This is a genomic window from Isoptericola sp. NPDC019482 (genome assembly GCF_040632295.1).
In the GTDB taxonomy this organism is placed as follows: Bacteria; Actinomycetota; Actinomycetes; order Actinomycetales; family Cellulomonadaceae; genus Isoptericola.
Window position 1 is genome coordinate 109,913 of sequence record NZ_JBEYBQ010000003.1, and the last position, 21,246, is coordinate 131,158.

Sequence of the window (21,246 nt, forward strand, 5' to 3'; positions counted from 1 at the left end):
GTCGTGCGGCGGGGAGCGTGGACGGCGGCGTCCGTGCGACGGCGTCGTCGTGGCAGTCCTGCAGGCCTGCAGCGGGCGCGTCGTGAGCCCTGGAACGAGTCGAGGTGACCCGCTCCGGAGAGCGGGCCACCTCGTCGTCTGTCGCGAACCTAACCCCGGAGCGCCCCGATGTCACGGGTTCGGCGAGGTGAGTCCGCCTGGCGAGACCGTCGCCCTGGCCGACTGTCGCCGCAGGTCACCGGCTCGCTCGTCCGCTCAGAGCTGCGTCGCCACCTCGCGCGCCACCAGGTCCAGGTGGTCGAGGTCGTGCAGGTCGAGCACCTGCAGGTACACGCGCTGGATGCCCTGGTCGCGCAGGGAGCCGAGCAGGTCGACGGCCTCGGAGACCGTGCCGGCGACGCCGTGCTCGCGCAGCTCGGCCGGCTCGCGGCCGATCGCCGCCGCACGTCGCGCGAACTCCGCCTCGTCCTTGCCCACCGCGAGCACCAGGGCGACGGACTGCACGATCGAGTCCGGGGTGCGGCCCGCCTGGGCCAGCGCCTCGTTGATGACGCCGATGCGCGGCGCGACCGTGTCCAGCTCGGGGAACGCCTGGTTGTACTCGTCGCCGAACCGGGCGGCCAGCGCGGGCGTGCGCCTCGGGCCGCCGCCGCCCACGATGACGGGGATCTTCGCCTGCGCCGGCTTGGGCAGCGCCGGGGAGTCGACGAGCGTGTAGTGCTCGCCCTCGAACGAGTACGACCCGCCGACGGGGGTGCCCCACAGCCCGGTGAGGATCTCCAGCTGCTCCTCCAGGAGCCCGAACCGCTTGGCCGGGAACGGGATGCCGTACGCCTCGTGCTCGCGCGCGAACCAGCCGGCGCCCAGGCCGATCTCGACACGTCCGCCGGACATCTGGTCCACCTGCGCCACCTGGATCGCGAGCACGCCCGGGTGCCGGAACGTGGCCGACGTGACGAGCGTGCCCAGGCGCACGGTCGACGTGTCGCGGGCCAGGCCGGCCAGCGTCGTCCACGCGTCGGTGGGGCCCGGCAGGCCGTCGCCGCCCATCGTCAGGTAGTGGTCGGAGCGGAAGAACGCGCTGAAGCCGAGGTCCTCGGTCGCCTTCGCGACGGCGAGCAGGTCGTCGTAGGACGCGCCCTGCTGGGGCTCGGTGAAGACACGCAGGTCGAGGGTCATGGGTGCCTCTCGGATGGTGCGGGAGCGCTGTCGGGGAGCGCGGGTCAGTCGAACGACGGCGAGCTGGTGCGCGACCGCTTGAGCTCGAAGAAGTCCGGGAACGACGCGAGCGCGACGGCGCCGTCGAAGATCCGCACGGCGTCCTCGCCGCGCGGGATGCGCGTGAGGACCGGGCCGAAGAACGCCACGCCGTCGACGTGGATCGTCGGGGTGCCGACGTCCTCCCCCACCGGCTTCATGCCCTCCTCGTGCGAGACGGCGAGGGCGGCGTCGTAGGCGTCGGACGTCGCGGCGTCGGCCAGCGACGCGGGCAGGCCCGCCTCGGCCAGCGCCTCCACGGCGACGGCGTCGAGGTCGTCCCGGCGGCCGCCGGGGTGGATGCGCGTGCCGGCCGCGGTGTAGAAGGCGCTGAACGCCTCGGGGCCGTGCTCGGTCTGCACCGCCGCGGCGACGCGGCCGATGCCGCGCGACGCCTCGATCTTCGCCCGGTAGTCCGCCGGGATGTCCCGGTCCTTGTTCAGCAGGTACAGGCTCATCAGCCGGAACGTGAGCTCCACGTCCCGGTGCTCCGCCACCTCGAGCGCCCAGCGCGACGTGATCCACGCGAAGGGACACAGCGGGTCGACGTAGACGTCCACGACGGGGACGGTCGTGGTGGCGGCGGTGGTGGTCTCAGGCACGATGGCGGTCCCGGAAGTCACGACCGCCACCCTACCCATGCCGGGAGCACGTGTTCCGCAGGAAGCGGCAGCGGTAGCCTCGGCCCGTGCGCAAGGTGCGGTGGGCGAGCGTGTGGACCGTGGTCGGGGCGTGCGTCGTCGCGCTCGCCATGCTGTGGGTGGTGCTGCGCGGCAGGGTCTGGGCGTGGATCCCGTTCTTCCTCGCCGCCGGGGTCGCGATCCGTGAGATCCGGTACCTGCAGCGCGCCCGGCGCCCCGCCGAGGCGGGCTTCGACGAGCGCCGCCGCGGAGAGCCGGACGACCGCCGTGGACGACGTCGCGGCTGACGCGGATCACCCGCCCGGGGCGTCGACGCGCCGGACTCCCACGGGCTAGCGTCGAGACGGGCGCCGCCTCCCGACGACGCCGCGGGGCTCGCACGTCCGGGCCACGGCACGGAGGTGCCGCCATGACCGACCCGACCGGCACCACCGACAGCGCCCACTCGGCCGACGCGTTCGCCGACCGGCTGTTCGCCGCCACGCTCGGCGCCATCGACGTCCTGGCCGTGCACGTGGGCGACCGGCTCGGCTGGTACCAGGCGCTCGCGTCGTCCGGCCCCTTGACGTCCACGGCGCTCGCGGAGGCCACCGGCACGGCCGAGCGGTACGCGCGCGAGTGGCTGGAGCAGCAGGCTGCCTCCGGCGTCCTCGTCGCGGAGGACGCCGGCGCAGCACCCGCGCTCGACGCGGACCCGCAGGGGGTCGCCCGGACCCGCCTCTACGCGCTGCCCGCGGCTCACGCGGAGGTGCTGACCGACACGTCCTCGCTGTCGTACCTGGCGCCCCTGGCCCGGTTCGTCGGCGCGATCGGGCCGCAGCTGCCCCGCCTGCTCGAGTCGTACCGGGACGGCGGCGGGGTGTCGTGGGACCAGCTCGGCGACGACGCCCGCCAGGCGCAGTCCGACGTCAACCGCCCATGGTTCGAGCGCCGCCTGGCACCGACGCTCGCGGCGCTGCCCGCCGTCCACGAGGCGCTCTCCCGGCCCGGGGCCCGCGTGGTCGACGTCGGCTGCGGCTTCGGCTGGTCGACGCTCGCCCTCGCCGAGGCGTACCCGCTCGCCGAGGTCCACGGCGTCGACGTCGACCGTCCGTCCGTGGCCGCCGCACGGGCGGCCGCCGCGGAGGCCGGGCTCGAACGGCGGGCCTTCTTCCACCTCGCGGACGCCGCGGAGCTCGCCGTCGCCCAGCCCTACGACGCGGCGTTCGCCTTCGAGTGCGTGCACGACATGCCGCGCCCGGTCGCCGTGCTCGAGGGGGTGCGCCGCGCGATGCGGCCGGACGGCGTGGTGGTGGTCATGGACGAGGCCGTCGCCGACGAGTTCCGTGCCCCGGCCGACGACGTCGACCGGATCATGTACGGCTACAGCCTGTTCGTGTGCCTGCCGGACGGCCTGTCCACGAGCCCGTCGGCCGGCACGGGCACGGTGATGCGGCCGGCCACGCTGCGGCGCTACGCGCGGGCCGCGGGCTACGCCGGCGTCGAGGTGCTGCCGGTGGACGACTTCGGCTTCTTCCGGTTCTACCGGTTGCTGCTGGGGTCCACGGACGAGCGGACGCAGCGGGGACGACCGGCGGTGCCGGAGTAATCTCCCTGGCATGACCGCCGTCCGGACGCACACCCACGCCCAGGCCGTCGACGCAGCGATCGACCTCTTCTCGCGGCAGGGCTACGAGCAGACCACCGTCGAGGAGATCGCCGACGCAGCCCGCGTCAGCCGTGCGACGTTCTTCCGCCGCTTCCGCTCCAAGGAGGACGTGGTCTTCGCCGACCACGAGCTGCTGCTGGAGGAGGTCGTGGTCATGCTCGCGGAGACCCGCCCCGAGGCGCGGGCGAGCGAGGAGTCGGGCCGCGCGCCCGAGCGGGCGTGGGACCCCACCACCGACCCGTACCTCGAGGTCTGCCGGGCGGCCCGGCTCGTCTTCGACCACCACGTCGGGCAGCGCGAGACGTCCATCGCCCGCCACCAGCTGCTGCAGCAGGTGCCCGCGCTGCGCGACCGCGAGCTGGTCACGACGCACCGCTACGAGCGCGCCTTCACCGCCTACCTGCGCGACACCCTGCCGCCGGACCGGTCCACCACGACGATGTCGATCGCGTTCGCCGCGTCCGTCGTCGCGGTGCACAACGCGATCCTGCGCCGCTGGCTGCGCAACCCCCACCTCGACCTGCGGCCCGAGCTGGAGGAGGCGTTCGCCGACCTCCGGCGCGCCGCCGTGGCCCCCTTCCCGCACCCCGACGACGAGCCCACGACGCCGTCGTCCTCCTCCGACGACGTCGCCGACGCCCCGTCCGACATCGCGGCCGGCGACGAGGCCCGGACGGTCACGACGGGAGGTGACGGGCGGCGCGTGGTGGTCACGGTGCTGGAGCCCGGCGCGGGGCCGGACGACGTCGCGCGGGCGGTCCGCGACGCGCTGGCCTGAACGAGCGGGAATGCCGCTGTGGCATCCTGAGTTGTGCAGGACGCCGCCGGGACCTCCGGCGGCGGCAAGACACGCACGTACGTGCTCCGGGGTCGGTGAAATTCCGAGCCGGCGGTGACAGCCCGCGACCCGGTCTCGTCCTCTGTCCGCAGAGCGAGGCCGGTTGACCTGGTGAGATTCCAGGGCCGACGGTCAAAGTCCGGATGGGAGGAAGCACGTGCGGCACGCGCCCGACAGGGCGGGTGCCGCCGGGCGTCGTGTCGCCGGCGACGGCCCTCGTGGTCGTGCCCGGCGAGCGCCGACCCCTCACCCCGGACGCCGCACCTCGGACCGGGAGAGTGAACGATGGACGCGATCGACGCGTTCTTCCACGCCACGCTGACCATCGGCGACCAGTCGATGCTCTGGCGCGAGATCGTCGGCAACGGCTTCGGCCTCGCCTCCGCGCTCGGCGGCATGCGCCGCAAGGTCTGGGCGTGGCCCGTCGGCATCGTCGGCAACCTGGTGCTGTTCACCGTGTTCATGGGCTCCTGGTTCGGCGACACCGGACGCGCGGACATGCTCGGCCAGGCCGGCCGCCAGGTCATGTTCCTCATCGTGTCGATCTACGGCTGGGTGCAGTGGCGCCGCACGCAGCGCGCCGACCTCGAGGTGCGCGCCGACGGGAAGATCCCGGCCGAAGGCGGCGCCGCGGTACACCCGCACTGGGCGTCCTGGCGGGCCCGCGTGGGGATCGTCGTCGTCATGGTGGGCGGCACCCTGCTGCTCACGCCGCTGTTCCGCGCCCTCGGCTCGTACGAGCCCGTGTGGTCGGACGCCTGGATCTTCATGGGCTCCCTCGTCGCCACCTACGGCATGGCGAAGGGGTGGGTCGAGTTCTGGCTGGTCTGGGTCGCCGTCGACGTCGTGGGCGTGCCCCTGCTCTGGTCGGCGGAGTACTACGCCACAGCCCTGATGTACGTGTTCTACGGCGCGTTCACCCTGATCGGCTTCTTCGTGTGGTGGCGTGTGCACCGGCGGGAGCAGGCCGGCGCGACGACGGCCGCCGTCGCCCCCTGACCCCGCTCGGCGCGGCAGTTCAGGTTCGGCGCGGCAGTTCGAACTGCCGCGCCGAACGCGAACTGCCGCCGTGAGTCGTCGGCGGTCCGCCCTGGCCCCAGGGCCGTGGGTCCGCGAGGATCGACGGGTGATCATCGCCGAGGACCTGCTGCTGCTCGCGTACGACGACGCGTCGGGGCGCCCGCGCCTCGAGCGGACCCAGCTCGACTACCGGCTGGCGGGGGCGCTGCTCGTCGAGCTCGCCCTGTCCGGCCGGGTGGACGTCACGTCGTCGGCGGGCACAGACCTGGACGGCCGCCCGGTGGGGGCCGGCAGGGTCGTCGTGCGTGACGCGTCCCCGACGGGGCACCCCGCGCTCGACCACGCGCTGGCGCTCGTGCGGACCCGGGCGCGCGCGCCGAAGGGCCTGGTCGCGCCGCTGGCCAAGGGCCTGCGGGACAACCTGCTGGCCGGGCTCGCGGCGCGCGGGATCCTGCGGCGCGAGGACGGGACGGTGCTCTGGATCTTCCCGACGACGTCGTGGCCCGCCGCCGACGCCACCCACGAGACACAGCTGCGCGCGACCTGCCGTGAGGTGCTGCTGGGCGTCCGCGCCCCCGACGCGCGTACCGCTGCCCTCCTCGCGACGGCGAGCGGCACGCCGCTGGTGCGCGGCCTCGTCGCCCCCGAGCACCGGCGGCAGGCGGAGGCCCGCGCCAAGGACCTCGCCGCGGGGAGCTGGGCGAGCGCCGCCGTGAAGAAGGCGGTGGACGAGATGCAGGCTGCGGTCATGGCAGCCGTCATGGTCGCCGTGACGGCCTCCGCGACAGCGACGTCCGGCTGACGCGGCGGGCGGAGCACCCTGGTGCGACACGCGGCGCCCGTGGTCCGGGACGACGCTCCCGCGAGCGCGTCGTCACCGTCGACCTGGGACCGTGACCGCTCAGAGCGTGTCGTTCGTGGCGTCGACGAAGCGCTCGGGGTTCCGGCGACGCCGAGGCGGACACGGCCAGAAGCTCGCGGATGTGCCGACCACGTCGCACCGGCCCGAGAAAGCGTCAGGCCCCCGTCTCTCCTGGTGAGAGACGGGGGCCTGCGGGACGAGGCGCCGGTCAGGCGAACGCGGAGACCCCCGTGATGTCACGACCGACGATGAGCGCCTGCATCGACTCGGTGCCCTCGTAGGTGTGCAGCGCCTCGACGTCGGCGAAGTGCCGGGCGACGCGGTTGCCGAGCAGGATGCCGTTGCCGCCGAGCATGTCCCGGGCGATCGACGCCACCTCGCGGGCCTGGCGCGTCGTCGTGTACTTCGCGAGCGACGCCTGCTCGCCGGAGAGCTGCCCGGCGTCGGCGAGTCGCGTCGTCTGGGCGACGAGCAGCTGCATCTGCGTGACCAGCGACAGCATGTGCGTCAGGCGCTCCTGGACCATCTGCTTCGCGGCGAGCGGCTTGCCGAACTGGATCCGCTGCTTCGCGTACGCCACGGCCGCCTCGTAGCAGGCGACGGCGTGCCCGACGGCGGACCAGGCGACGGCGAGGCGGGTGGCGAAGAGGACGGCGGCGGTCGCCTTGAACGACGTGGCGCCGGGCAGCGCGGCGCTCGCGGGGACGAAGACGTCGTCGAGCACGATGTGCGCCTGCCAGATCGCGCGCAGCGAGAGCTTGCCCTCGATCGTCGTGCCGGTGTAGCCGGGAGCGTCCTGCGGGACGATGAACCCGTGCACCTGGTTGTCGCCGTCGTCGCCGACCAGACGGGCCCAGACGACGGTGATGTCGCCGCAGGAGCCGAAGCCGATCCACTTCTTCTCGCCGCTGATGACGTAGCCCTCGACGCCGTCACGCGTCTCCTTGCGGGCCGTCGTCTCGAGCGAAACGGAGTCCGAGCCGTGGGTGGGCTCGGTGAGCGCGAACGCGCCGAGGATCTCCCCGCGCGCCATGGGCTCGGCGTAGGTGGCGACCTGCTCGGGCGAGCCGTGCATGACGATCGAGCGCAGCGCGAGCCCGCCCTGGACACCGCAGATGGTGGCGACGGAGCCGTCGCCCCGCGACATCTCCATGCTGGCCAGGCCCTCGGCCATGAACGAGATCTTCGGGCGGCCGTCGACGTCGACGCCGTCGCGCAGGAAGTCGCGCTCGGCCAGCTTCTTCACGAGGTCGAACGGCACCTCGGCGCGCTCCCAGTAGCCGTCGATGACGGGCAGCACGTCCTCCTGCACGAACTCGCGCACGGCGAGCTGGTGGGCGCGCTCCTCGGGCGTCACGTCGGCGAAGGCGCCGACGTAGTCGAGGTCCAGCGGCTGCGACACGTCGTAGTCGGGGGCGGTCACGCCGGGCATGACGGGGACATCACGGGAGGAGCTGCGGGTCATCGACGACCTCTCTCTGCGCGGGGGTCCGGCGTTCCGGGCCCGGTGAGGAGTGAGGACCGGCGCCGTCCGAGGCTGGTGGTGGTCGGCGCCGGTCTGTCCTCATCGTCACCCGCGACCGGGTCTCACGTCAAGCGATACTCCGTCTCAGCGTCTATGCCGAGGTAGTACAACTCGCGGTGAGGTAGTACAGCTCGCGGCGAGGTAGTGCCGCACCGGCGAGGCGGCCCCGGGTCACACTGTGACCATGGCGACGACCAGCGCGGGCCTCCTGCTCTACCGCACCACGGACGACGGCGGCCTCGAGGTGCTGCTCGGGCACATGGGCGGCCCGTTCTGGGCGCGCAAGGACGAGGGCGCGTGGACGGTGCTCAAGGGCGAGCTCGAGCCGGACGAGGAGCCGCACGCCGCGGCGCTGCGCGAGGCGGCGGAGGAGCTCGGGCTGCCGCTCCCCGCGCCGTCGTCCCCCGACGTCGACCTCGGCGAGGTGCGGCAGCGGTCCGGGAAGCGCGTCCTCGCCTGGGCGCGCGAGTGGCCCCCGCCGGGGCCGGACCTGGACCAGGTCCGCAGCAACACCGTCGAGATCGAGTGGCCGCCTCGATCGGGGAAGCGGATCGAGGTGCCCGAGATCGACCGGGTCGCCTGGATCTCCCCCGACGACGCCCGCCGCCTCGTCGTCAGCGCCCAGGCCGCGCTCGTCGACCGGCTGGAGTCCGCGCTCGGCCGCTGACCCGTACTACCTCGCCGGGCCCGGTACTACCTCGCGCAGTCCCGCACTACCTCGCGGGACCCAGTACTACCTCGCGCAGTCCCGCACTACCTCGCGGGATCCCTTACTACCTCGCCGGTGCGGTTCTGCCGCGACGGTCAGCCGGTAAAGGTCAGCCAGAGCAGGGCGACGTTGAGCACGACGATGACGGCGGCCACGGCCCACGCCGCGACCTGGGTGCCGAGGCCGTTGCGGAAGCCGCCGAGCAGGCCGGCGTCGCGCGTGATCCGCACCAGCGGGATCATCGCGAACGGGATGCCGAAGCTGAGCACCACCTGGCTCACGACCAGCAGCCACGTGGGCGAGACCCCCGTCGCGAGCAGCACGATCGCGGGCACCAGGGTGACCAGCCGCCGGGCGAGCAGCGAGACGCGCACGTGCAGCAGGCCGGACATGATCTCCGCGCCGGCGTAGGCGCCCACCGACGTCGACGCCAGCCCCGACGCGAGCAGCCCCACGCCGAACAGCACCGCCACCGCGGGCCCGAGCGACGACTCGATCGCCGCGTGCGCGCCCTCGATCGAGTCGGTGCCGGTACGACCAGGCAGGTTGGCCGCGGCGAGCAGCAGCATCGCGATGTTCACGCTGCCCGCGAGCACCAGCGCGGCGACGACGTCCCAGCGGGTGGCGGTGAGCAGGCGGCGGACCACCGGCGGCGACGGCGGCCCCGGCACGGCGACGTCGTCTTCCCTCGCGTCGTCACCTCCCACGAGATCGCGCCCCTCGGCCCCGGCGGCGAGGGCGTGCCGCCGCTGCACCCGGGCGTCGTGCCGCACGCGGTCCCGGGCGAGCGAGGAGTGCAGGTAGATCGCGTGCGGCATCACCGTGGCGCCGAGCATCGACGCGGCGAGCAGCACCGACTCCGGGCCGTCGAGGCGCGGCACCAGGCCGCCGAGCACGGCGCCCAGGTCGGGCGGGGAGAAGAAGAGCCCCGCGCAGAACCCGACGGTGAGGACCGCGAGCATCGACGTCACGACCGTCTCGAAGACGCGCTGGCCGCGGCGCTGCTGCACGGTGAGCACCAGCATGGACACGACCCCGGTGATGATCCCGCCCAGCACCAGCGGGACGCCGAACAGCAGGTGCAGCGCGATGGCGCCGCCGATCACCTCGGCGACGTCGGTGGCCATCGCGACCACCTCCGCCTGCGCCCAGTAGGCGATCCGGCCCCGCCGGGAGAGTCGCTCGCCCAGCACCTCGGGCAGCGAGCGCCCGGTGACGACGCCCAGCTTGGCGGACAGGTACTGCACCAGCACGGCCATGACGTTCGCGACGACCAGCACCCACACCAGCAGGTACCCGAACCGCGCCCCCGCGGTGAGGTTGGCCGCGACGTTCCCCGGGTCGACGTAGGCGATGGCCGCGACGAACGCCGGCCCGAGCAGGGTCACCAGGCGCGCGGGGCGCATCCCCTGGGCGGGTCGGTCGAGGGTCGGTCGGGTCATGCGGGTCCTCCGGCGGGCCAGGTCGTCCATTTTTCGGGTGTCCGAAATCTTAGACGTCCGAACCCGCATCACGCATCCTCGCCGTCGCTCCGGGGCGGCTCCGAGCCCGGTCTGTCACCATGTCGGTCGTGCCATCCACGCAGACCGCTGCCGCGCGGAACGCCCCCGGTCCGCTGCGCGCCGTGCTGCGGTCCCGGTGGCTGCTGGCGCTCGGCTTCGTCGCCGTGCACGCCTGGGTGATCGGGCAGGCCATCACCTGGGGCTACACGATCTACGGCGACGTCACCCTCTACGAGTGGTGGGCCCGCCACGGGCTCGACACCGGGCAGTGGCCCGTCCTCGACTACGACTGGGTGTACCCCGCCGGGGCGCTCGTGCCCGTGACGCTGCCCGCGCTCGTCACCGGCAACCTGCTCGGGTACGAGATCGTCTGGACGGCGATGGTCGTCGCCCTGAACGCCGTCGCGACGGTCGTCCTGGTGCGCTCCGCACCCCGCGGGGTGCTCGGCGCCTGGTGGTGGCTCGCGTTCCTGCTCGCCCTCGGCCCGATCTTCCTCGGCCGCCTGGACGGCGTCGTCGCGCCGCTCATCCTGATCTCCCTGGCGGTCGCGGCACGACGCCCCACGCTCGCGACGGCGGTCGCCACCGCGGGCGCGTGGATCAAGATCGCCCCGGGAGCCGTGGTCGTGGCGCTGGCCGCGACCCGCGCCCGCTGGCGCGACCTGCTGCGGCAGGTGGTGGTGCCGGGCGCCGCGGTGAGCCTCGTCGTCGTCGGCCTCGCCCTCGCGGGCGGCGCCGGGGAGCGGGCGTTCAGCGTGTTCGGGCAGCAGGAGGCGCGCACGCTCCAGGCGGAGTCGGTGTTCGCCACCTGGTTCAGCGTGGCGCGGCTGTGGGACCCGTCGGTGCGGATCGACTACAACGACGTGATCTTCACCTACGAGGTGCAGGGCGACGCCGCCCGCCAGGTCGCGTCCCTGCTCGACTGGCTGCTGCCGGCCGCGGTGCTGCTCATCGCGGCCCTCACCTGGTGGACGGCGCGGCGCCGGCCCGACCACGCGGGCGACGTCCTGCTGCTCAGCACCGCCGCCCTGCTGCTCTCGCTCATCGTGTTCAACAAGGTGGGCTCACCGCAGTTCGTCGCGTGGATCGGGCCGCCCCTGGCCGCCGCGATCGCCCTGGCCGGGCCCGGCACGCGCCGCCTGTGGGGGCCGCCCGCCGTCGGGGTGCTCCTGGCGGCGCTGGGCACGCAGATCGTCTACCCGGTCGCGTACGGCGAGTTCCTCGGCGGGCAGCCCGCGATGGTCGTCGTCGAGGCGCTGCGGAACCTCGCGCTCGTCGTGCTGCTCGCCGGTGCGGTGTGGCGGATCGTGCAGCTCGGCCGCGCCGGGGTGCGAGACGACGGTGTCGCGGACGCCGGCTCGCCCGCCTGAGCGGCGGCCGAGGCAGGCGTTCACCGACGGGTCGTCGCGCGTTCATCGCGGCCACCCCGGGCGGCCATCCGTCCTCCCTACGGTCACGTCGACGGCGCGCCTCCGCGCGCCCCGGCCCCCGGAGGACCCCTTGCGCGCAGCTCGCACCCCGCACCCCCACGCTTCCCGGACCCCCGCCCCGTCGACGCGTCGCCGCGCCGTCGTCGGCGCCTGCGCCACCGTCGTCGCGGTCGCGCTCGCGGTGCCGGTCGCGCTGACCGCGTCGGCTCACCGCGACACAGGGAGCGGCGGCACGACGCCGGGCGACGGCGTCGTCGCCGACCCCGTGGAGCTCTCGGCCGACGACGCCCGTGTCACCCTCTCGCCCCTCGGCTCGTACGCCACGGGCGTGTTCGACGAGTCGGCGGCGGAGATCGTCGCGTACCACGCGCGCTCGAAGCGCCTCTTCTCCGTGAACGCGCAGGCGGGCGAGGTCACCGTGCTCGACGTCGCGCGGCCGTCGTCGCCGCGCAAGCTCTTCGCGCTCGAGACGACGGGCGTGCGCGCCGCGGACGGCTCGACCGTGCCCGACGGCGCGGTCGCGAACTCGGTCGCGATCCGCCCGGACGGGCTGGGCGTCGTCGCGGTCGAGGCGCCCGACAAGGTCTCCGACGGCTGGCTGGTGCTGTTCGACGCCGCCGGCGACGGCGATGCCCTCGGAGCCTGGCGCGTGGGCGCGCTGCCCGACATGGTGACGGTCACGCCCGACGGCCGTCGCGCCGTCGTCGCGAACGAGGGCGAGCCCGCGGACGACTTCTCCGTCGACCCCGAGGGCACGGTGTCCGTGGTCGACCTGCCCCGCCGGTTCACCGGCAAGCACGCGGACGACGTCGCGCAGGACGCCGTGCGCACCGCCACGTTCCACGCGTACGAGGGCGACGCGCTGCCCGACGGCGTCCGCGTCTTCGGGCCCGACGTCGCCGGCCCGGACGGGTCGCTCGACCACCGTGTGTCGCGCAACCTCGAGCCCGAGTACGTGACGGTCTCGAAGGACTCCCGCACCGCGTACGTGGCGCTGCAGGAGGCGAACGCCGTCGCCGAGGTCGACCTGCGCGGCGCCCGCACCACCGACCTGTGGTCGCTCGGCAGCAAGGACCACTCGGTGCCCGGCCAGGGCATCGACCCGTCCGACAAGGACGGCGTCGCCGCGGTGCGCGAGGTCCCCGTCCGGGGGCTGTACATGCCCGACGGGATCGCGTCGTACACCTCCCGTGGCCGGACCTACCTCGTCACCGCGAACGAGGGCGACGCCCGCGAGTGGGGCGACTACGCCGAGCCCGCGCGGGTCAAGGACCTGGGCGACGACGGCCTGGCCCCCGTGTGCGAGGACTCCCCCGCCGCGGCGCTGCTCGGCGACGCCGACCTCGGCCGCCTCAACGTCACCACGGCGTCGGGGCTGAGCGCCGACGGCTCCTGCTACGAGGAGCTGTTCGCCTTCGGCGGGCGGTCGTTCTCGGTCTGGAGCACCGACGGCGAGCTGGTCTTCGACTCGGGAGACGAGTTCGAGCGCGTGACCGCCGAGGCGCTGGGCGACGCGTTCAACACCAACCACACCGAGACCAAGGGCGACGGCCGCAGCGACGACAAGGGCCCCGAGCCGGAGAACCTCACGATCGGCGAGGTGGCGGGCCGCACGTACGCGTTCGTCGGCCTGGAGCGCGCGGGCGGCGTCATGGTCTACGACATCACGCGCCCCGAGCGCGCCGCGTTCGTCACCTACGTCTCGAACCGCGACTACGGGGTCTCCGTCGAGGACGCCGTCGACGACGGCGCCGACCCGGCCACCGCGCTCGCCGGGGCCGGTGACCTGGGCCCCGAGGGGCTCACGTTCGTCCCGGCGTCCGACTCCCCCACGCACCGGCCGCTGCTCGCCGTCGCAAACGAGGTGTCCGGCACGACGACGCTGTTCCAGGTGGACCGGCTCGACGGCCACCGCTGAGGGCGCCGCCGGGAGGACCGGTGGGACGGGGTCGTGGCGCGCGAGTACCGTGACGCCATGACCCTGTCCCGCTATCTCGACGAGTGCGCGGTCCGCGCCGCGGCCGTGCTCGGCCACGGCGTCGAGGCGAGCATCAGCCTGCGCGAGCACGGCATCTCGCTGCGTGCCGGCAGCAGCACTCCTGGCGCCGGCCGCTGCGACCAGGCCGAGGCGCGCGCCGACACCGGGCCCTGCATCGACGCGATGCGGCGAGGGACGGTGCTGACCACGCGGCTCGCCGACATGGTGCCCGGCTGGGAGGCCTGGCAGGCGGCAGCGGAGGCCGAGGGCTTCGTCCAGGCGCTCGCCGTCCCGGCCGAGGTGGGTCCCGGCGTCCGGGTGGCGATCAACGTGTACAGCCGCGCGGCCGGGGACTGGCCCGCCGGTCTGGTCGACGCCGCTGTGGGGCACGCCGCGCTCGCCGCCGACGCCGTGCGCCTCCAGCTCCAGTTCGCCGACCTCGGCGACGCCGTCGCGGGCCTGTACCGGACGATGTCGGACCGGGCGACGGTGGAGCAGGCGGTCGGCGCGATCATGGCGTCGAACGACTGCCCCGAGGACGAGGCGCGCGCCACCCTGCGGACGGCGGCGGACCGGCGGGGGCTCAGCGAGCGGGAGGTCGCGGAGGCGATCGTGCGGACCCTCGTCCTGGGCAGCGAGGGCGACACCATCGGCGACCTCGACCGCTGAGCACGGCACCCGTCCCCCCACGCCGTGTCGAGCATCGGGCATCAGTGCCACACTGGCCCGCAGGCGACAGGACGGAGCGAGCGGTGAACACCTCGGAGCTGCTGGGCCTGCTCGCGCGGACCCTGGCCGTGCTCGACCCCGAGGAGACCGTCGCGGCGCGGATGTGCCAGGCCTGCACCACCATCCTCGGCGCGCGCGCCGGCAGCCTCGCCCTCGCCACGGTGCCGGGCGAGCAGGTCACCGTGACCAGCACGAACGCGGCCGCGGCGGCGGTCGCGAGCATCCAGGACGTGCTCGGCGAGGGCCCCGGCCGGCGGGCTCTCGAGGACGACGCGATCGTCTCGGCACCGCTCGGCGCCGCGCTCGGGGACGACCCGTTCCCCGTGTTCTCGCAGCTCGCCGGCGAGGCGACCGGCGACGGCACCTGGTTCGGCGTCCCCATGCGCGTGGGCGGTCAGCCGGTCGGGGTGCTGGGGCTCGTCGTCGGGCCGGGGCGCCAGCTGGCCCGTGACACCGAGGACGCGCAGTTCCTCGCGGACGCCATCGGCACGGCCGTGCTCGGGGAGATCGACCAGCTGGGCTGGACCGCGCGGGCACGGGTGGACCAGGCCACGGGCATGGTCTCCGCGCAGCTGCGGGTGCAGCCGCACGACGCCCTCGCCGTCCTGCGTGCGCACGCGTTCGGGCGGGGCAGCACGCTCGAGGACGTCGCGGAGGACGTGGTGGCGCGGCGGCTCAGCTTCGCGGACGAGGCCGGACCGGTCGAGACGCGCCGGACCGAGGACTGACCCGAGCGGTCAGCCGCGGCGCAGCACGCGGTCGAGCGCGGCGCGACGGTCGATGTCGCGGCGGTGCGCGACGTCGACGACGGCCCGCGCCAGGTCGCGCACGGCCACGTTGTGGTCGTTGGAGGCCGTGCGCATGAGGTCGAAGGCGCCGTCGATCCCGACGTCGTAGACGACGGCGAGCACGCCCTTCGCCTGCTCGATGATGCCGCGGGTCGTCGCCGCCGCCCGGATGTCCGCGGAGGCGCGCTCGGCGGCCCGCTTCGCGACGTCGGGCGTGAGGTCGAGGAAGTAACCCGCGACCTCGTCGCGCGCGGGGTCGGCCTCGGTGCTGCCCACGACGGCGACCGTGAGCTCGCGGCGCCGGGCGGTCAGGATGCGGTGGACGCTCGAGAGCTCCCCCGCTGTCGGTGCGGTGACCAGTGCCGCGCGGACGTCGTCGCGGTCCGCCGGGTGGGTGTGGGCGATGACGAGGCCGGTGGTGGGGACCACCTCGTGGGGCTCGAAGCCGTGCAGGCGGTAGACGGCCTCCGACCAGGTCCAGCGGTCGGAGGACAGGTCGAGGCGGAAGGAGCCCACCAGGCGTGGGGCACGGAGGCCCGAGGGCTCACCGGTCACGGTGGTGTCTGTGGGCACGGTTGCCTCCGACACTGCTCAGAGCGGACCGGCCACTGCTTGACCGGCGCCATGACTCTAGCAAGCGGACCGGCCCGCTCACGGCGTGGTGGCGTCGTGCTCCCGCGCGTAGCGGCGGAACCAGTCGCGGGCGAAGCGGCCCGAGGCGAGGCCGTAGTCGAGGGTCGCGCGCTGGTACGCGAACACGTCGGCGAGCTCGTCGGGGACCCCCTGCCCGGAGAGCTGCTCCTCGAGCGCCTCCAGCCGTGCGACGTCCTGCTCGACCCGCGCCGTCAGCCGCGGCAGGACGGCGGCGCGCTCGTCCGGCTCGAGCAGGCCGAGGAAGAACAGCCGCGGCAGGACGGCGGCCTCCGCGTCCGGTCCGGTCACGGGACCGGTGAGCCAGGCACGGAAGTCCGCGCTGCCGGCGTCCGTGACGCGGTACGTCTTGCGGCCGCGCGCGCCCGGGGCGACCTCGGCCACCTCGATGAGGCCGCCGGTCAGCAGCGTCTCCAGCGCCCGCCGGATGCTGCCCGAGCTGGCGCTGTAGAACAGCGAGACCGACGCCTCGAAGTGCTTGACGAGGTCGTAGAGGCTGGCCGGCCGCAGCAGGAGCAGCCCGAGGATCACGTGCGCCATGGTCCGACCCTAGACCGTTGACCCTCATAGACCTATCTAGTAGACATGTCTATGAGAGTTGTCGGGAGAGGAGGGGCCATGAGCGCGACACATGAGGTCGACCGCCTGAGGTCGTCGCTGGACAGGAAGGCCCGGCGCCGTTCGTCGATGCCGCCACCGCAGGTACTCGTCGTCGCGCCGGGGCTGGAGCTCGAGTCGGGCGGGTCGCAGCCGTTCCACGCCGCCAGCGTCGGCAAGGTCATGACGGCGACGCTCGTCGCGATGCTCGTCGAGCAGGGGCGGCTCGGCGTCGACAGCCCGCTGGGCAAGCTGCTGCCCGCGGCCGACGTCGATGGTCTGCCGGCCGCCCCGGGGGTCGACGTGCGCACCGACGTCACCGTCGAGCACCTGCTCACGCACACCAGCGGACTGCCCGACCTCTTCGAGCCGTCGGGCATCCGGGAGACGGCGTACTCCATCGACGTCACGGCCGGGCAGCCGGACCGGCGGTGGACGCCCGCGACGCTGCTCGACGAGGTGCGCGGTCACGCCGCCGTCGGGCGTCCGGGCGAACGGTTCTGCTACGGCGACCCGGGCTTCGTCCTGCTCGGCCGGATCGCGGAGGAGGTCACCGGGGGCCGGTTCAACGACGTCCTGCGCGAGCGGGTCCTCGCCCCCGCGGGGATGGAGCGCAGCTCCACCCCGTACACCGACGCCCGCACGCCGGCCGACCTTGCCGGCCTCGACGTCGCGCCGTTCTGGATCGGCGACCACGAGCTCAGCCGCGCCCTCAGCATGAGCCTCGACTGGGCCGGCGGCGGCATCGTCGCACCGCCGTCGGACCTCGTGGCCTTCCAACGCGCCCTGCACGGCGGCCGCCTCGTCTCGCCCGCGACGCTCGCCTGGATGAGCAGGCCCCGTCACCGCCTCCGCCGCGGCATCCACTACGGCGCGGGCACCGTCACCGTCCGGTTCGGCGAGTTCACGCCGCCGTTCCTGCGCGGGCTGCCCGAGCCCGTGGGCGGCCTGGGCCACTTCGCCACCCACCTGTTCTTCTACCCGCGCCAGGACGCCCACGTGGTGCTGAACTTCCACGCCTACCGGCGGATGAACCAGTCGTTCATGACGCACGCGCGCATCGCGCGGGTCCTCGCCGCGCTCTGACCGCGCTCAGGCGCGCCGGGCCCTCGCCCACCGCACGACGCGGGGTATCTGCAGCGCGACCAGCGCCACGAGCGCCCAGCCGCTCACGGCATACAGCACCGGCGGGATGGCGGAGTGGTCGCCCCCGGTGATCATGAAGGTGTCGGCCAGGTCCATGCCCATGTCGAAGGCCGCCCAGAAGTACGCCGGCGCGCCCAGCGCGAGCACGGCGAGCTGCCACGCCAGCGCGGTGTCGGGGGCCACCCGCCCGCGGAGCGCGACGGCGCACCCCGCGACCGACAGCCCGACGCCGAGCGCGGCCCACCCGACGAGGAACGGGACCTTGCCCGCCACCGACACCCCCGCCGCCGCCAGCGCCGCGAAGATCTCCGCCCGGGTCATGCCCGGCATCGCCGCGAGCGGCTCCAGCACCAGGATCGTCAGCACCATGACCGTCGCGTAGCACGCCACCAGCACCGGGCCGAGCGGGAGCCACCACGTGCCCCACCGCGTCCACGCGGCGTCGGGAGTTCGCGGTGCGGGGACGAGGACCGGCGACGGTCGTGGGTGCATCTGGACTCCGGTGTCTCGGACGGGCTCACCGGATCGTACGGCGATGACTCCGCGCCGTCGTGACGGTCCACCACCTATGAGCAGAGTGGTGGGCGACATCTCGATCTCGTTGGACGGGTTCGTCACCGGGCCGAACCCGGGACCCGAGAACGGCCTGGGCGACGGCGGCGAGGCCCTGCACACGTGGGCGTTCAGCGACGACCCGGTGGACCGGGAGCAGCTGCGCTCCGCCACGGCGCGCAGCGGCGCCGTCGTGCTGGGGCGGAACCTGTTCGACGTCGTCGACGGGCCGCAGGGCTGGGACGACGAGGTGGGCTACGGCGCCCGCGAGGTCGGCCGGCCCCCGTTCTTCGTCGTCACGAGCGACCCACCCGTACGCACGCGGCTCGCCTTCTGGACGTTCGTCACCACCGGCCTGCGCGACGCCGTCGCGCAGGCCCGTGAAGCGGTGGAGGCCGGCGACGGGGACCGGGACGTCGTCGTCATGGGCGGCGGCGCGACCGTCGGTTCCGCGCTGGACGCGGGACTGCTCGACGTCCTGAGCCTGCACCTCTCCCCCGTCGTCCTCGGCGACGGGACGTCGCTCTTCGTGGGCGGCCGCGGCCACACCCTGGTGCAGCGCAGCGCGACGCCGTCGTCGACGGCGGTGCACGTCGTCTACGACGTCGTCCGCTGAGCGTCGCTCAGCACGAGACCGTCAGCGGGGCGCGAGCACCTCGAGCAGCAGGACGCCGACGGTCGCGGCCCCCGCGAGCGACACCACCGGCAGCGGCGAGCGCCGTCCGCGCACCAGCCCGCGGACCTCCGCCGCGACGACCCACACGAACAGCACCGCCGACAGCACGCGGAACAGCGCGGGCAGGAGCTCCGGCGTCTCGATGAGGTTCTGGACGTGCCGCCACCACGTCGTGACGTACAGCCCCGCCAGGCCCGCCTGGATGAGCGCGACGCCGACCACCGCGGCCGCGCGGAGCGGGCTCGGTCCCTGCTCGTCCGGGTATCCGTCGTGGTGCGTCGCCATGCGGTGGGGCTCTCCTGGGGGTTCCGGTGAGGCCGGCCGGGGCCCGGCCGCCGCTGGCCAAGGTACAGCCCGCCGTCAGGCCAGCTTGCGCCACGTCCCCTCGGACACGACCTCGAAGGCGCCGTCGTCGACCACGAACGCCGTCTCGTCGTCGACGGCGTAGGACGGACCTGCGAGCTTCGCCGCCCAGCGTTCGGCCGCGTCCTCCGTGTTGTCGGGCAGGTCGGGGTGGCCGAGGTGCGGGAACATCGAGAAGTCGACGACGCCGAGCGTGGCGGCGTCCTCGCCGTCCGGCGGCAGCCACCCGACGAACTCCTCCCCGAGGGCCGGCGTCATCACCATGCTGCCGCCGCTCATCCCGACCCACACGATGTCGTCCAGCGTGGGCAGCAGGTCCGCGAGGCCGGAGCGGCGCATCCAGTAGGCGAGGTAGCCGCCGTCGCCGCCCGCGGCCAGCAGGACGTCGGTCTCCCGCACCAGCGGCACCCAGCGCTCCTCGGGGATGCTCGGCAGCGCGGTCAGCTCGAGCACGCCGACCGACTTCCAGCCAAGGCCGGTCATGTGGTGGTCCGTGGTGCCGGTGATGAAGTTCCACGCGTTCCGTCCCGGGCCCACCCACGGGTGCCCGTACAGCGCGGTGGGGATGGCGAGGGCCGTGCAGTCCGCGACCGGTCGAGGGAGCAGATCCTCCAGCGCGGCGCGGATCGTCGCGTTCCGGACGCCTGCGGACGTCAGCAGCAGCTTCATCGTGTGCCCCTCGGGTCGGTGCTCTCCCCTGCAGACGGCGCGACCGCGGCGGACTCATCGGCTCGGCGTCGCGCGGTAGCGGGTATTGCCGTGACGGTCGCACGGCGAACGCCCACGATGGGCGCATGCCGCTGCCCACCCCGACGCTGACCACCGACCGTCTGCGGCTGCGGCCGGTCGCCGACGACGACGCCGACGCCCTGTTCGCGATGCACAGCGACGCCCACGTGCTGCGCTACTGGGACTCCCCGCCGTGGACCGACCGGGCGCGCGCCGACCGCTTCGTCGCCGTGTCCCGGAGGCTCGAGGAGGACGGGAGCGGTGCGCGCGTCGCCGTCGACCGCGCCTCCGACGGCGCCTTCGTCGGCTGGTGCGGCCTGTTCGAGTGGAATCCCGACTTCCGCAGCGCGACGCTGGGCTACTGCCTCGGCGAGCAGATGTGGGGCCACGGCTACGCCACCGAGGCGGCGCGAGCCCTGCTGGGGTGGGCCTTCGACACCCTGCCCCTCAACCGCGTCCAGTCCGAGACCGACACCCGCAACGCGGCGTCCGCCCGCGTCCTGGAGAAGCTGGGGTTCGTGCACGAAGGAACGCTCCGCGAGGACTGCGTCGTCAACGGCGACGTCTCCGACTCGTGGGTGTTCGGGCTGCTCCGGCGTGACTGGGAAGCGCTCGACCAGGCGTAGTCCCGGAAAGGGCCGGATGCTCGGCCGTCGGCGCCGGGCCGGAGGCGATGACCCAGGGCCTCGACTACCTAGCTACGGTGTCCCTCGTGACAGACACCAGCCGCGGTCCTCGGTGGCTGCGGACACGCGTCGGCCTTGCGTTCGTCGTCGCCCTGTTCACGGGCTTGTTCGCGTACCTGTTCGCCTATGCCTGGACGGACGAGGCCGTCGACGGCAGCCCGTACGCCATCGCGGACCCGGTGGGCACCGGGGTCGAGGGTGCGTTGGCCGGACTGCTCCCCATGCTGATCGGCCTGGGGCTCTGCGTGCCCCTGCTCTGGAACACCGGAGTGGCGTGGCGGTGGCCCGCGCTTCTCGTCGTCGCCGGCGGCTCCGTCGGTGCCGTCCTCGGCGTGGCTACCCGCTTCAATGAAGGCATGCCGGCGTGGGCGCCGGCGGTACTCGCGACGGTCACGCTCGCGGCAGCGGTCGGCCTGGTAGCCGATGCCCGGTCGCGCATCCGCGCGGTGAGTACCCCCGTGTAGCGCTCGTGGACCAGCCAGGGAAGGCGGCTCTGGACGGACCCGGGGGCTCCTCAGCCACGCCATCGGGAAGCAGACCCGCGCGGCGTCGACCGACGTGCACGAGGCGCGAGGCACGCAGGAACAACGAAGGGCCCCACGTCCGCATGATTCTGCGGGTGGGGCCCTTCGGGGGGCGGTAGCGGTGGGCTTGAAAACGGTGCGTTGGCCCGCCCTGCTCGCCCGGGTCGTTCTGGCGCCTGACCTGGTCTTTTACGGCGCCGCCCGTAGGATCGGATTGCACTCGCCGGCACCGATCCGCCGTCCAAGACGGAGGCAATCCGGCGACCTGTCGGCCCCTCGGCCGGTGGGGACACTCGGAGGCGCCGTACCGATAGCGGAGCACAAGAGGTCGGCGGAGGTCCGGGTCAAGGGTGGCCGCAGGCCATCGCGCAGCGACGCCGCAGGCGCCCTTGACG

At 74.0% G+C, this 21,246-nt stretch carries 23 protein-coding genes and 1 riboswitch; of the genes, 14 read left to right on the forward strand and 9 right to left on the reverse strand.

Annotation, left to right across the window (positions count from 1 at the left end):
• Positions 1 to 255 precede the first annotated feature (255 nt).
• Positions 256 to 1,179, reverse strand: coding sequence for an LLM class F420-dependent oxidoreductase (locus tag ABZ493_RS03660; protein WP_430580820.1), 924 nt, complete (start codon positions 1,177 to 1,179; stop codon positions 256 to 258).
• A 44-nt stretch (positions 1,180 to 1,223) separates the two neighbouring features.
• Positions 1,224 to 1,880 (reverse strand): disulfide bond formation protein DsbA, encoded by a 657-nt coding sequence (locus ABZ493_RS03665; RefSeq protein ID WP_430580821.1) that lies wholly within the window; start codon positions 1,878 to 1,880, stop codon positions 1,224 to 1,226.
• A 65-nt stretch (positions 1,881 to 1,945) separates the two neighbouring features.
• Between ABZ493_RS03665 and ABZ493_RS03670 the strand changes: the two genes are divergently transcribed.
• The 5 genes from ABZ493_RS03670 (at position 1,946) to ABZ493_RS03690 (ending at position 6,206) form a co-directional block, all read left to right on the forward strand.
• On the forward strand, positions 1,946 to 2,185 hold the full coding sequence (locus ABZ493_RS03670; protein WP_430580822.1) for a hypothetical protein: 240 nt from the start codon (positions 1,946 to 1,948) through the stop codon (positions 2,183 to 2,185).
• A 122-nt stretch (positions 2,186 to 2,307) separates the two neighbouring features.
• Positions 2,308 to 3,486: a class I SAM-dependent methyltransferase gene (locus tag ABZ493_RS03675; RefSeq protein ID WP_430580823.1), complete on the forward strand. Its 1,179-nt coding sequence runs from the start codon at positions 2,308 to 2,310 to the stop codon at positions 3,484 to 3,486.
• A 10-nt stretch (positions 3,487 to 3,496) separates the two neighbouring features.
• Positions 3,497 to 4,324 carry a TetR family transcriptional regulator gene (locus tag ABZ493_RS03680; protein WP_430580824.1) on the forward strand — a complete coding sequence of 276 codons (828 nt, stop codon included), beginning with the start codon at positions 3,497 to 3,499 and terminating at the stop codon, positions 4,322 to 4,324.
• A gap of 77 nt (positions 4,325 to 4,401) precedes the next feature.
• A riboswitch (FMN riboswitch) is annotated at positions 4,402 to 4,545 on the forward strand.
• Between the two features lie 124 nt (positions 4,546 to 4,669).
• Positions 4,670 to 5,383, forward strand: coding sequence for a nicotinamide riboside transporter PnuC (pnuC, locus tag ABZ493_RS03685; RefSeq protein WP_430580825.1), 714 nt, complete (start codon positions 4,670 to 4,672; stop codon positions 5,381 to 5,383).
• A gap of 127 nt (positions 5,384 to 5,510) precedes the next feature.
• A complete protein-coding gene (locus ABZ493_RS03690; protein WP_430580826.1) occupies positions 5,511 to 6,206 on the forward strand; it encodes a GPP34 family phosphoprotein in 696 nt (231 codons plus the stop codon).
• Positions 6,207 to 6,474: 268 nt separating this feature from the next.
• On the opposite strand, the gene ABZ493_RS03695 is transcribed toward ABZ493_RS03690, so the two are convergent.
• Positions 6,475 to 7,731, reverse strand: a complete 1,257-nt coding sequence (locus ABZ493_RS03695; RefSeq protein WP_430580827.1) for an acyl-CoA dehydrogenase family protein — start codon at positions 7,729 to 7,731, stop codon at positions 6,475 to 6,477.
• 244 nt (positions 7,732 to 7,975) lie between these two features.
• On the opposite strand from ABZ493_RS03695, the gene ABZ493_RS03700 reads away from it, so the two are divergent.
• Complete coding sequence (locus ABZ493_RS03700) at positions 7,976 to 8,458, forward strand: NUDIX domain-containing protein (protein ID WP_430580828.1); 483 nt, start codon at positions 7,976 to 7,978, stop codon at positions 8,456 to 8,458.
• A gap of 137 nt (positions 8,459 to 8,595) precedes the next feature.
• Here the strand turns inward: ABZ493_RS03700 and ABZ493_RS03705 are convergent, their stop codons facing one another.
• Complete coding sequence (locus ABZ493_RS03705) at positions 8,596 to 9,942, reverse strand: Nramp family divalent metal transporter (RefSeq protein WP_430580829.1); 1,347 nt, start codon at positions 9,940 to 9,942, stop codon at positions 8,596 to 8,598.
• 128 nt (positions 9,943 to 10,070) lie between these two features.
• Here ABZ493_RS03705 and ABZ493_RS03710 point away from each other — a divergent pair, with 128 nt between their 5' ends.
• From ABZ493_RS03710 to ABZ493_RS03725, 4 genes are all read left to right on the forward strand, one after another.
• The gene (locus tag ABZ493_RS03710; protein WP_430580830.1) at positions 10,071 to 11,372 is read left to right on the forward strand and encodes a glycosyltransferase 87 family protein; all 1,302 of its coding nucleotides are present in this window, start codon (positions 10,071 to 10,073) and stop codon (positions 11,370 to 11,372) included.
• 130 nt (positions 11,373 to 11,502) lie between these two features.
• Complete coding sequence (locus tag ABZ493_RS03715) at positions 11,503 to 13,350, forward strand: choice-of-anchor I family protein (protein ID WP_430580831.1); 1,848 nt, start codon at positions 11,503 to 11,505, stop codon at positions 13,348 to 13,350.
• A 57-nt stretch (positions 13,351 to 13,407) separates the two neighbouring features.
• Positions 13,408 to 14,079 (forward strand): ANTAR domain-containing protein, encoded by a 672-nt coding sequence (locus tag ABZ493_RS03720; protein ID WP_430580832.1) that lies wholly within the window; start codon positions 13,408 to 13,410, stop codon positions 14,077 to 14,079.
• 83 nt (positions 14,080 to 14,162) lie between these two features.
• Positions 14,163 to 14,867, forward strand: coding sequence for a GAF and ANTAR domain-containing protein (locus ABZ493_RS03725; protein WP_430580833.1), 705 nt, complete (start codon positions 14,163 to 14,165; stop codon positions 14,865 to 14,867).
• A gap of 9 nt (positions 14,868 to 14,876) precedes the next feature.
• Here the strand turns inward: ABZ493_RS03725 and ABZ493_RS03730 are convergent, their stop codons facing one another.
• Together ABZ493_RS03730 and ABZ493_RS03735 are read right to left on the reverse strand one after the other, a co-directional pair.
• Entirely contained in the window at positions 14,877 to 15,500 is a 624-nt protein-coding gene (locus ABZ493_RS03730; RefSeq protein ID WP_430580834.1) for a PAS and ANTAR domain-containing protein, read from the reverse strand.
• 78 nt (positions 15,501 to 15,578) lie between these two features.
• Positions 15,579 to 16,118, reverse strand: a complete 540-nt coding sequence (locus ABZ493_RS03735) for a PadR family transcriptional regulator (protein WP_430580835.1) — start codon at positions 16,116 to 16,118, stop codon at positions 15,579 to 15,581.
• A gap of 78 nt (positions 16,119 to 16,196) precedes the next feature.
• On the opposite strand from ABZ493_RS03735, the gene ABZ493_RS03740 reads away from it, so the two are divergent.
• Positions 16,197 to 17,261: a serine hydrolase domain-containing protein gene (locus ABZ493_RS03740; protein WP_430580836.1), complete on the forward strand. Its 1,065-nt coding sequence runs from the start codon at positions 16,197 to 16,199 to the stop codon at positions 17,259 to 17,261.
• A 6-nt stretch (positions 17,262 to 17,267) separates the two neighbouring features.
• On the opposite strand, the gene ABZ493_RS03745 is transcribed toward ABZ493_RS03740, so the two are convergent.
• Positions 17,268 to 17,813 (reverse strand): hypothetical protein, encoded by a 546-nt coding sequence (locus ABZ493_RS03745; RefSeq protein WP_430580837.1) that lies wholly within the window; start codon positions 17,811 to 17,813, stop codon positions 17,268 to 17,270.
• Positions 17,814 to 17,889: 76 nt separating this feature from the next.
• On the opposite strand from ABZ493_RS03745, the gene ABZ493_RS03750 reads away from it, so the two are divergent.
• Positions 17,890 to 18,489: a dihydrofolate reductase family protein gene (locus ABZ493_RS03750; protein WP_430580838.1), complete on the forward strand. Its 600-nt coding sequence runs from the start codon at positions 17,890 to 17,892 to the stop codon at positions 18,487 to 18,489.
• A gap of 21 nt (positions 18,490 to 18,510) precedes the next feature.
• On the opposite strand, the gene ABZ493_RS03755 is transcribed toward ABZ493_RS03750, so the two are convergent.
• Together ABZ493_RS03755 and ABZ493_RS03760 are read right to left on the reverse strand one after the other, a co-directional pair.
• Positions 18,511 to 18,834: a hypothetical protein gene (locus ABZ493_RS03755; RefSeq protein ID WP_430580839.1), complete on the reverse strand. Its 324-nt coding sequence runs from the start codon at positions 18,832 to 18,834 to the stop codon at positions 18,511 to 18,513.
• 75 nt (positions 18,835 to 18,909) lie between these two features.
• The gene (locus ABZ493_RS03760; RefSeq protein ID WP_430580840.1) at positions 18,910 to 19,581 is read right to left on the reverse strand and encodes a Type 1 glutamine amidotransferase-like domain-containing protein; all 672 of its coding nucleotides are present in this window, start codon (positions 19,579 to 19,581) and stop codon (positions 18,910 to 18,912) included.
• A gap of 125 nt (positions 19,582 to 19,706) precedes the next feature.
• On the opposite strand from ABZ493_RS03760, the gene ABZ493_RS03765 reads away from it, so the two are divergent.
• On the forward strand, positions 19,707 to 20,267 hold the full coding sequence (locus ABZ493_RS03765; RefSeq protein WP_430580841.1) for a GNAT family protein: 561 nt from the start codon (positions 19,707 to 19,709) through the stop codon (positions 20,265 to 20,267).
• An 86-nt stretch (positions 20,268 to 20,353) separates the two neighbouring features.
• Positions 20,354 to 20,791: a hypothetical protein gene (locus tag ABZ493_RS03770; RefSeq protein WP_430580842.1), complete on the forward strand. Its 438-nt coding sequence runs from the start codon at positions 20,354 to 20,356 to the stop codon at positions 20,789 to 20,791.
• The last annotated feature ends 455 nt before the right edge of the window (positions 20,792 to 21,246 follow it).

Excerpts from the sequence above, each read along its gene's own strand:
- ABZ493_RS03740 (WP_430580836.1), top strand. The coding sequence starts at position 16,197 with ATGAGCGCGACACATGAGGTCGACCGCCTGAGGTCGTCGCTGGACAGG.
- ABZ493_RS03745 (WP_430580837.1), bottom strand. The coding sequence starts at position 17,813 with ATGCACCCACGACCGTCGCCGGTCCTCGTCCCCGCACCGCGAACTCCC.
- pnuC (WP_430580825.1), top strand. The coding sequence starts at position 4,670 with ATGGACGCGATCGACGCGTTCTTCCACGCCACGCTGACCATCGGCGAC.
- ABZ493_RS03735 (WP_430580835.1), bottom strand. The coding sequence starts at position 16,118 with ATGGCGCACGTGATCCTCGGGCTGCTCCTGCTGCGGCCGGCCAGCCTC.
- ABZ493_RS03755 (WP_430580839.1), bottom strand. The coding sequence starts at position 18,834 with ATGGCGACGCACCACGACGGATACCCGGACGAGCAGGGACCGAGCCCG.
- ABZ493_RS03750 (WP_430580838.1), top strand. The coding sequence starts at position 17,890 with ATGAGCAGAGTGGTGGGCGACATCTCGATCTCGTTGGACGGGTTCGTC.
- ABZ493_RS03765 (WP_430580841.1), top strand. The coding sequence starts at position 19,707 with ATGCCGCTGCCCACCCCGACGCTGACCACCGACCGTCTGCGGCTGCGG.
- ABZ493_RS03695 (WP_430580827.1), bottom strand. The coding sequence starts at position 7,731 with ATGACCCGCAGCTCCTCCCGTGATGTCCCCGTCATGCCCGGCGTGACC.
- ABZ493_RS03675 (WP_430580823.1), top strand. The coding sequence starts at position 2,308 with ATGACCGACCCGACCGGCACCACCGACAGCGCCCACTCGGCCGACGCG.
- ABZ493_RS03700 (WP_430580828.1), top strand. The coding sequence starts at position 7,976 with ATGGCGACGACCAGCGCGGGCCTCCTGCTCTACCGCACCACGGACGAC.
- ABZ493_RS03720 (WP_430580832.1), top strand. The coding sequence starts at position 13,408 with ATGACCCTGTCCCGCTATCTCGACGAGTGCGCGGTCCGCGCCGCGGCC.
- ABZ493_RS03705 (WP_430580829.1), bottom strand. The coding sequence starts at position 9,942 with ATGACCCGACCGACCCTCGACCGACCCGCCCAGGGGATGCGCCCCGCG.
- ABZ493_RS03760 (WP_430580840.1), bottom strand. The coding sequence starts at position 19,581 with ATGAAGCTGCTGCTGACGTCCGCAGGCGTCCGGAACGCGACGATCCGC.
- ABZ493_RS03660 (WP_430580820.1), bottom strand. The coding sequence starts at position 1,179 with ATGACCCTCGACCTGCGTGTCTTCACCGAGCCCCAGCAGGGCGCGTCC.
- ABZ493_RS03680 (WP_430580824.1), top strand. The coding sequence starts at position 3,497 with ATGACCGCCGTCCGGACGCACACCCACGCCCAGGCCGTCGACGCAGCG.